Source organism: Flavobacterium sp. (assembly GCF_040382755.1).
Classification (GTDB): Bacteria; Bacteroidota; Bacteroidia; order Flavobacteriales; family Flavobacteriaceae; genus Flavobacterium.
Window position 1 is genome coordinate 1 of record NZ_JBEIET010000086.1, and the last position, 9,205, is coordinate 9,205.

Here is a 9,205-nt window from a genome sequence, read left to right on the forward strand (position 1 = left end):
GCATAATTTTTATAACTCGTAGGTTGAAAATGTCCTTTTTGATATAAAAATCCGGTATCAATTCCACGTCTATCTGGCGAATCAAAATGAATAACCGAATAGCCTTTAGCAGCTAAAAGTGGTTGCTTACATAGGTCTTCTAATACTTGTCTGTTTTCAATTTCGGCTACGCCTAAAATCACAGGAGAATTCTTTTGCTCGGCACTTGTTCCAAGTTGAGAAATTACTCGTTCTAATTTTTGAAGTTTATCTTTATAATTTTCAGGCGTATAAATAAAATCTTCATCATTTATATTTGGATCATTTATCGTATCAAATAAATTTTCTAAATTGTAAAAAGCAATTGTATTAACCAGGTAGGTCTTTTTTCCTTGAGAGAAACTTGCAGAAACACATAATAGTATCGCTAAAGCACTGTAAATTGATTTGATGTTCATATTTAAGGTTAAGTTATAATTATATAAAGTGTAAAATTTGAAACAAAGGTAAATAATTTAATTTATTGTTTTATCTTTGTTAGCTTTTTAGTTTGTTACTAAATTGCTTGTAAGGTATTAATTAATAATAAAGTATGAAAAAACTTGTATTAAGTCTTTTGTTTTTGTTTCAAGCTGTTTTTGTAATGGCTCAAAACCAATCAACTGTAAAAGGAAAGGTAGTTGATTCAAAATCGCAAAGCCCTTTGGGTAGCGTGAAAGTTATGATTCAATCTAATGAACAATTTGTAACAACCAATAGTTTGGGAGAATTTCAAATTAGTGGTATTTCAGTAGGTAACCAAATTTTAGTAATTTCTGTAGATGGCTACAATACTCAAAATTTTCCAATTGAAGTTGCTGCGAATCAAACGTTAGATGTAGGTTTATTGTTTTTAGATGAAGACATTACTTCCGAACAACAATTAAGTTTAGTAACCATTACTGAAAACGACTTAGGTGATGACAACAGTGGTTCTGAAAGTACTGCAGGTTTATTACAATCTTCAAGAGATGCTTATCAGCAAGCCGCAGCATTTAACTGGGGTTTAGCTAGATTTCGAATGAGAGGTTTAGATAATGAATATGGAGTAACTATGATTAATGGTATTTCAATGAATAAAATCTATGATGGAAGACCACAATGGAGCAACTGGGGCGGATTAAATGACGCCACAAGAATCCAAGAATTTACATTAGGTTCTGCACCATCAGATTATACTTTTGGAGGTATTTTAGGAACGCAAGAAATTAATACAAGAGCTTCTTTGTACAGAAAAGGAACAAGAATTTCTATGGCAGGAACCAATACGAATTATTCTTGGCGTTCTATGGTTACTCATAATTCAGGTTTAATGGATAATGGTTGGGCATATAGTATTTCTGGTTCAAGAAGATGGGCGCAAGAGGGTTATTTTGAAGGAACTGATTACGGAGCTAATTCCTTTTTTGCAAGTGTTGAAAAAAGAATTAATAAAAAACACAGTTTGAATTTTACAGCAATTTACGCTCAAAATACAAGAGGAAAATCGTCTCCAAATACCGATGAAGTAAATAATTTAAAAGGAATTAAATACAACTCATATTGGGGATGGCAAGATGGTAAAAAGCGTAATTCAAGAGATAAAGATGTAGAAGAACCAATTTTAATGTTAAGTCATTATTGGAAAATATCTGATAAAACTACATTAAATACAAATGTTGCTTATCAAACGGGTTCTATTGGAAATAGTAGATTAGATTTTCAAACAGCAAATAATCCCGATCCAACCTATTATAAAAACTTACCGAGTTATTTTTCTAATTTAGGGGATATTGCTGGTGCAAATGCAGCTCAAAATTACTTCTTAAATAACAGTCAAATTAATTGGAATGCGATGTATTACGCAAACCAAAATAGTAGTGTTAATACTGGAAAGAGCGTTTATGCGTTGTATGAAGACAGAACGGATGACAAACAAATTACAGCTAACTCCATTTTATTTTCAGATTTATCGGATAACGTAAAATTAAATGCTGGAGCAAGTTTTAAAAAATTAAAATCTCATAATTTCCAGAATATGTTGGATTTATTAGGAGGCCAATATTTTTCAGATGTTGATCCGTTTTATTCAGGAGATCAAACGCAATCTGATTTAAATAATCCGAACCGACAAATTAAAGTGGGTGACGAATACGGATACAATTATAATTTAAATGCTGTAGTTGCAGATGCATTTACACAATTTAAATTTACATACAAAAAAGTAGATTTCTATTTGGCACAATCTTTCTCAAGAACTCAATATCAAAGAGAAGGGTTATACAGAAACGGAATTTATGCTAACACGTCTTTTGGAAAAGGATCAAAACAAATTTTTGAAAATTTTGGATTCAAAGGTGGATTAACATATAAAATTACAGGGCAACATTTATTTGATTTCAATGGGGTGTATATGACAAAAGCACCAAATATGAGAAATACTTTTGCAAATGCTCGTATTAATAATAACATTACTCCAGAATTAAACAGCGAAACAATTGCGAGTTTAGATGCTTCTTATGTTGTAAGAACGCCTAAGTTTAAAGCACGTGTAACAGGATTTGCTTCAAGAGTACAAAATGCAACAGAAATTTCATTCTTTTACGCTGAAGGTATTGGAGAAGATGATAATGGAGATGTAGACTCTTTTATTTCTGAACTTTTAACAGGAATTGAAAAGAGAAATTTTGGTGCTGAAATTGGTTTAGAATATCAGTTTACTTCTACAATTAAAGGTACAGTTGCTGCATCATATGGTCAATATTTGTATGGCAACAATCCAAACTTAAAAATTAATGACGATGCACAAGCAACTTTAACCAATACACAACCAGTTGTAGATTTTGGTAAAGCGTATTTAAAAAATTACAGATTACCAGGTATGCCACAAACGGCTGCCTCTTTAGGATTAGAATATAGAGATCCAAATTTCTGGTGGGTAGGTGCAAATATTAATTACTTAGCAGATTCGTATTTAGATGTTTCGAATATTACAAGAACTGATAATTTTTCATTAAATAGTATTGGAATATCTTATCCAGGAGCTACTGAAGCGGCTGTAAGACAAGCATTAAAACAAGAAAAATTTGCTAATTTTAATCTGTTAAATCTTACAGGTGGAAAATCTTGGCGAATTGATACTACTACAATTGGTTTCTTCGCTTCTATTAATAATGTGTTAGATACTACCTACAAAACAGGTGGTTTTGAACAATCAAGAAAAGCTACTTTTCCAGACTTACAAGCAGATAATGCAAACGGAACACCTTCTTTCGGACCTAAATATTTTTACGGATACGGAAGAACTTATTTTTTAAATGTATACGTTAACTTTTAATTTTTTAGATATGAAAAATATAGTATTAAAAATTACATTAGCTGTATTCTTTATGACAACTTTAGTAAGTTGTACCGAAGATGAAACGGCTTTGCCAGCAACTACAGTGACTATTTCTAATGAAGATTTTCAAACCGCAGTGAATAGTACAGATTTAGATATTGCATCATGGACAAATTTTAACGAAACTGGAGCATGGAAGTGGAGAGAAAAAACGTTCTCAGGAAATGGATATGCTGAGTTTAGTGCATTTAACTCTGGAAGTCCTGTAAACACAGCGTGGTTAATTTCGCCAGAAATTAATTTAGATGTAGCACAGAAAAAAGGAGTGGCATTTGAAGTAGCGCAACACCATTTAGATGTGGATTCGCCAAATAATAGCTTACAGGTTTTTATTTCGACAAATTATGATGGTACTAATGTTTTGGCAGCTACTTGGACACCATTACAAGCGAATGTTCCTACAAAAAGTGTCGCTTGGTATCAGTTTGTTGCAAGTAATGTTGATTTATCTGCTTACAATGGAAAAGCACATATTGCCTTCAAATTCAAAGGTTCTGGAACAGACACTACTTTAGACGGTGCATTTCAAGTAGATAATTTTTTATTTTATAAATTAAATAATTAAGAGGTATGAAAAAAATAAACATATTATTAGCAACATTACTATTTTCAACTCTTTTTAGTTGTATTAATAGCGATAATTATGACGCACCTAATTTATCAGGAGAGTGTAGTGATTTAACTGCAACTATTACGGTTCCTGCATTAATTGCTACTTCTACAGCTACATATCAAAAATATGTACCTAATGACATTATTGAAGCATTTGTAACTTCAAGTGATGAAGGAGGAAATTTTTATAAATCAATATCATTAGTTTCTGTTGATGGCACAAAAGGATTTAGTATGCCAATAGACGCTTATAATTTATATACGAAATATGAGCCAGGTAGAAAGGTATACGTAAATTTAAAAGACAGATATTTCGTTACAGAAAATGGCGCTATGGTTTTAGGTTCTTTATACAATAACGGAACACCTGCTATTTTAACAGATGATGAAGTAGGCAGAATTTCTGGAGTTGAATATGAAGGAATTATTAAACGTGGTTGTACTAAAGTAAATGAAAATACTTTGGTAAATAATTTAACCGTTTTAGCCACATTAAATAATGCCAATTTAAATAAACTTATCGAATTGGATAATGTGCAATTTACTGATGCATCAATTGGAAAAAAATATTTTGATGCCACTTTAAATAACTTAGGTGGTGCTACCAACCATGAAATTACTGATCAATTTGGAAACAAAATTATCGTAAGAATTTCTGAATTTGCCAACTTTGCATCAAAGCCAGTTTCAAATAAAAGTGGAAAAATACGTGGTGTATTAACCAAATTTGGAAGTACTTTCCAATTTATGGTTCGTACGGAAAATGATATTATGTTGACAAATCCAAGATTAACGGTTGATTTTGCTCCGCCAATTGTAGGAACATCATTAACATATGACGCAACTTTAAATGAACCATTTACATCATACACCACTTCAAATCAGCAAATTTTTCCAAAATATATCAATGATGCTGCAATTGGAACTAGATATTGGCAAGTAAAAACGTTTGGTGGAAATAAATATATTCAAATGAGCTCTTTTGGAGGAACAGCCGAAGCTAATAGAAGTTTGTTTTTTGTACCTATAAATCTTACAGGTGCCTCAACAGTTTCATTTAAAACCAAAGCTGGTTTTGCTAATGGATCTTGTTTAAAAGTATATTACACTACAAATTATGTTGCGGGTTCAGATGTTACAACAGCAACATTAACAAATATTACGTCAAGTTTTACAATAGATCCAGGTTTGGCTTCAGGTTATCCAACTAATTTTACGGATAGTGGAAATTGGGCAATACCTAGCTCATTAACTGGAAATGGCTTTTTAGTTTTTGAATATATTGGAAATGGTAGTGGTGGTGTAACAACTACAATGCAAATCGATGATATTATTATAAACTAATTCATATTATACAAATAAAAAATGCCTTCTTAATTTAAGAAGGCATTTTTTTATAAATTAACTGAACACTAAACACTATTCTAATGTGCTTCCAGCCAGTTTTTTCCACTACCAATTTCAACTTCTAACGGAACAATCATTTTAAAAGCGTTTTCCATTTCGTGTTTTATCATCGGTTGAATTTTTTCTAATTCGCTGTTATGCACATCAAAAACCAATTCATCATGCACTTGTAATAACATTTTGGATTGCCAATTTTCCGATTTTAGTTTTTTATGAATGTTAATCATCGCGATTTTAATAATATCTGCCGCCGAACCTTGAATTGGTGCGTTTACGGCATTTCTTTCCGCGCCACCACGAACAATTGCATTGGCCGAATTAATATCTTTTAAATAACGTCTTCTGCCCGAAATGGTTTCTACATAACCGTTTTCTCTTGCAAAATCTACTTGATCTGAAATAAATGATTTTAATTTCGGATAGGTTTTGTAATAGGCATCAATCAACTCGGCACTTTCTTTGCGTGATAAATTGGTTTGATTACTCAATCCGAATGCCGAAACACCATACACAATTCCGAAGTTGACGGTTTTAGCGTGACTTCTTTGTTCTTTTGTTACTTCTTCTAAAGGAATATTAAAAACTTTAGCAGCCGTACTTTTATGAATGTCTTCATTGTTTTTAAACGCAGCTATCATATTTTCTTCACCACATAAAGCCGCTATAATTCGTAATTCAATTTGAGAATAATCGGCAGAAACTAAGGTGTAATTTTCATTTCTGGCAATAAATGCTTTTCTAATTTGTCTTCCTCTTTCGGTACGAATAGGAATATTTTGTAAATTCGGATTATTAGAACTCAAACGACCTGTTGCCGCAACAGTTTGCAAATATTCGGTATGAACGCGTCCTGTTTTTGAATCCACTTGATTCGGCAACGCATCAATGTAAGTACTTTGTAATTTTACCATTTGACGCCATTCTAAAATGTCTTTTACAATCGGATTGTCGTGGGCTAAATAACTTAATATTTCTTCACCAGTTGCATATTGACCCGTTTTGGTTTTCTTTTGTTTTGCTCCGCCAATTTTCATTTTGTCAAATAAAACATCACCTAATTGTTTAGGAGATGCTAAATTGAACGTTTCGCCAGCGGTTTCGTATATTTTTTGCTCTAAAGCTTTACTTTCAGCCGTCATTTCAACGGACATTTTATTTAAAAAATCGACATCCAAATTAATACCTTCTTTTTCCATATCGGCTAAAACGGGTACTAACGGAATTTCAATTTCATCATATAATTTTTTCGTACCCACTTTTTCTAAAATAGGTAAAAAATGATTTTTAAGTTGAATCGTTACATCGGCATCTTCCACAGCGTATTCTTTAATTTCATCTAGAGGAATATCGCGCATATTGCCCTGATTTTTCCCTTTTTTCCCAATTAATTCGGTAATAGATTTTGGCGAATATTTCAAATACGTTTCACTCAATACATCCATATTATGACGCATATCGGGATTAATCAAATAATGCGCAATCATCGTATCGAATAAATTTCCTTTAACTTCAATTCCGTATTGAGAAAGAATTTTTAAATCGTATTTAATATTTTGACCTACTTTTTCGATGTTTTCATTTTCGAAAAACGGCTTGAATTTTTCAATGAAAACCTGAGCTTCTTCTCTGTTTTCTGGAAATGGTACATAAAATCCTTTTCCTTTTTCCCAAGAAAATGCCAAGCCTACTAATTCGGAATTTAAAGCATCTAAACCAGTCGTTTCCGTATCAAAACATACCGAAGTTTGATTCAATAAATTTTGAACGAACATTCTTGTTGGTAAATCACCTTGTACGTTTTGATAGAAATGTTCCGTATTTTCTAAAGTTGTATAATACGAAGTATGTGTTTCCGTAGCATCTTCACTATCTGAAAAACCAAATAAATCATACTGTTCATCAGTAGTTTTCTTAACCGGTGCTTTCTTTAAAACAGGAATCTCAGAATTTGTTACTTCAGTATTCGCTGCTGGATTATACAATTTATCGAATTGCGCTTTCATTTGTCGGAATTCTAATTCCATAAATAACGCATCTGTTTTCTCTACATCTGGTGTAGATAATTCGTAATCTTTTTCATCAAAAGTTACTGGACAATCTAATAAAATTGTAGCTAATTTTTTAGATAAAATGCCTTGTGCTTTATTGGCTTCAATTTTGTCTTTTAAAGCACCTTTTAGTTTGTCAGTATTGTCTAAAAGATTTTCCATTGAACCGAATTCAGCTAATAATTTCTTTGCTGTTTTTTCTCCAACACCTGGTAATCCTGGAATATTATCTACGGCATCGCCCATCATTCCCAAATAATCTATAACTTGTAATGGATGTTCTATTTCAAATTTTGCTTGAACTTCAGGAATTCCCCAAATTTCAATATCATTCCCCATTCTGGCAGGACGATACATAAAAATATTTTCCGAAACCAATTGGGCAAAATCCTTATCTGGTGTCACCATAAAAACTTTGTAATTTTCTTTTTCGGCTTGTTTGGCAATCGTTCCGATGAGATCATCTGCCTCAAAACCAGCAACTTCTATAATTGGAATATGCATAGCACGCAATAAATCTTGAATATAAGGCACCGCAATTTTTATAGCTTCTGGCGTAGCATCTCGGTTGGCTTTATATTGTTCGAACATTTCCAAACGAAACGTACTCCCGCCTTTATCAAATGCAACCGCTAAATGATCTGGTTTTTCACGTTTAATCACATCCATTAAGGCATTCATAAATCCCATAATTGCAGAAGTATCCATACCTTTTGAGTTAATTCTTGGATTTTTTATAAAGGCATAATACCCGCGAAAAATTAATGCGTAAGCGTCTAAAAGAAATAAGCGTTTTTGTGACATAAATGGTTTTTTATCTATTCGTTTGTAAAAATACAATACTTTAAATAAAAAATCTTTGTTAAATTTCAATAAATATTTATGTTAATTGTGAACTTGTTAGTTAATTTGTAAAAAATAAAAAAATATGAAAGGTTTAATACCGCTTCTAATATTATTAATTGTCGAATTTTATTCATTTCAAGCAATTAAAACGATTACCAAAAACAAATGGGTTTTATTAATTTATTTAGTGATTTCAATCGTTTTAATGCTTTTTATCGTCTATTCATTTATGAATTTCGATAGAGGTAAAGGACAAAACAAAACAAGTTTGCTTGTTATTGGGATGACATTACTTATTTATGTTCCTAAAATTTTAATTTTTTTAATTTTATTTATTGAGGATGTTTCACGCTTGGTGGAAGCATCAATTATGAGTTTTGTTGATGAAAACAGAGAACAATTTTTTAGTCCAAGAAGACGTTTTGTGAGCCAGATTGCTTTAGGAATTGCGACTATTCCTTTTGCTTCTTTACTTTACGGAATGACGATTGGGAAATATAATTTTAAAGTACTGCGACAACAAATCTTTTTCGACGATTTACCTGAAGAATTTGATGGTATGACAATTACTCAAATTTCTGATATTCATAGCGGTAGTTTTGATGAAGATACCGATAAAATTAAATATGCTGTAGATTTAATTAACCAACAAAATTCAGATTTATTATTGTTCACTGGCGATATTGTAAATACACATGCTAAAGAAATGGATCCGTGGATTGATACTTTTAAAGGATTGTATCAACCAAAGTTAGGTAAATTTTCCATTTTAGGAAATCACGATTATGGGAAGTATTTCGATTGGGATTCGGAAAAAGAAGAAATTCAAAATTTTGAAGATGTAAAAAGCATTCATAAAAAATTAGATTTTACCTTGTTAATGAATGAAAATGTA

6 protein-coding genes are annotated in these 9,205 nt (G+C 31.6%); 4 read left to right on the forward strand and 2 right to left on the reverse strand.

The window, feature by feature from the left end; genetic code table 11:
* Nucleotides 1–437 (reverse strand): endonuclease/exonuclease/phosphatase family protein (locus tag ABWO04_RS08245; protein WP_502903975.1); only part of this gene is annotated, 437 nt, incomplete at its 3' end.
* Between the two features lie 134 nt (nucleotides 438–571).
* Here ABWO04_RS08245 and ABWO04_RS08250 point away from each other — a divergent pair.
* From ABWO04_RS08250 to ABWO04_RS08260, 3 genes are read left to right on the forward strand one after another with little or no spacing between them, the layout of a single operon-like run.
* Nucleotides 572–3,334 (forward strand): carboxypeptidase-like regulatory domain-containing protein, encoded by a 2,763-nt coding sequence (locus tag ABWO04_RS08250; protein ID WP_353079030.1) that lies wholly within the window; start codon nucleotides 572–574, stop codon nucleotides 3,332–3,334.
* Between the two features lie 10 nt (nucleotides 3,335–3,344).
* Entirely contained in the window at nucleotides 3,345–3,962 is a 618-nt protein-coding gene (locus ABWO04_RS08255; protein ID WP_353079032.1) for a hypothetical protein, read from the forward strand.
* A 5-nt stretch (nucleotides 3,963–3,967) separates the two neighbouring features.
* Nucleotides 3,968–5,353 (forward strand): DUF5689 domain-containing protein, encoded by a 1,386-nt coding sequence (locus ABWO04_RS08260; protein ID WP_353079034.1) that lies wholly within the window; start codon nucleotides 3,968–3,970, stop codon nucleotides 5,351–5,353.
* 80 nt (nucleotides 5,354–5,433) lie between these two features.
* Here the strand turns inward: ABWO04_RS08260 and polA are convergent, their stop codons facing one another.
* Nucleotides 5,434–8,268 (reverse strand): DNA polymerase I, encoded by a 2,835-nt coding sequence (gene polA, locus ABWO04_RS08265; protein ID WP_353079036.1) that lies wholly within the window; start codon nucleotides 8,266–8,268, stop codon nucleotides 5,434–5,436.
* A gap of 124 nt (nucleotides 8,269–8,392) precedes the next feature.
* On the opposite strand from polA, the gene ABWO04_RS08270 reads away from it, so the two are divergent.
* On the forward strand, nucleotides 8,393–9,205 hold an 813-nt coding region (locus tag ABWO04_RS08270; RefSeq protein ID WP_353079038.1), incomplete at its 3' end, for a metallophosphoesterase.

Bases quoted from the DNA above. Each gene is read 5' to 3' on its own strand.
- ABWO04_RS08260 (WP_353079034.1), top strand. From the start codon at position 3,968: ATGAAAAAAATAAACATATTATTAGCAACATTACTATTTTCAACTCTT.
- ABWO04_RS08255 (WP_353079032.1), top strand. From the start codon at position 3,345: ATGAAAAATATAGTATTAAAAATTACATTAGCTGTATTCTTTATGACA.
- ABWO04_RS08250 (WP_353079030.1), top strand. From the start codon at position 572: ATGAAAAAACTTGTATTAAGTCTTTTGTTTTTGTTTCAAGCTGTTTTT.
- polA (WP_353079036.1), bottom strand. From the start codon at position 8,268: ATGTCACAAAAACGCTTATTTCTTTTAGACGCTTACGCATTAATTTTT.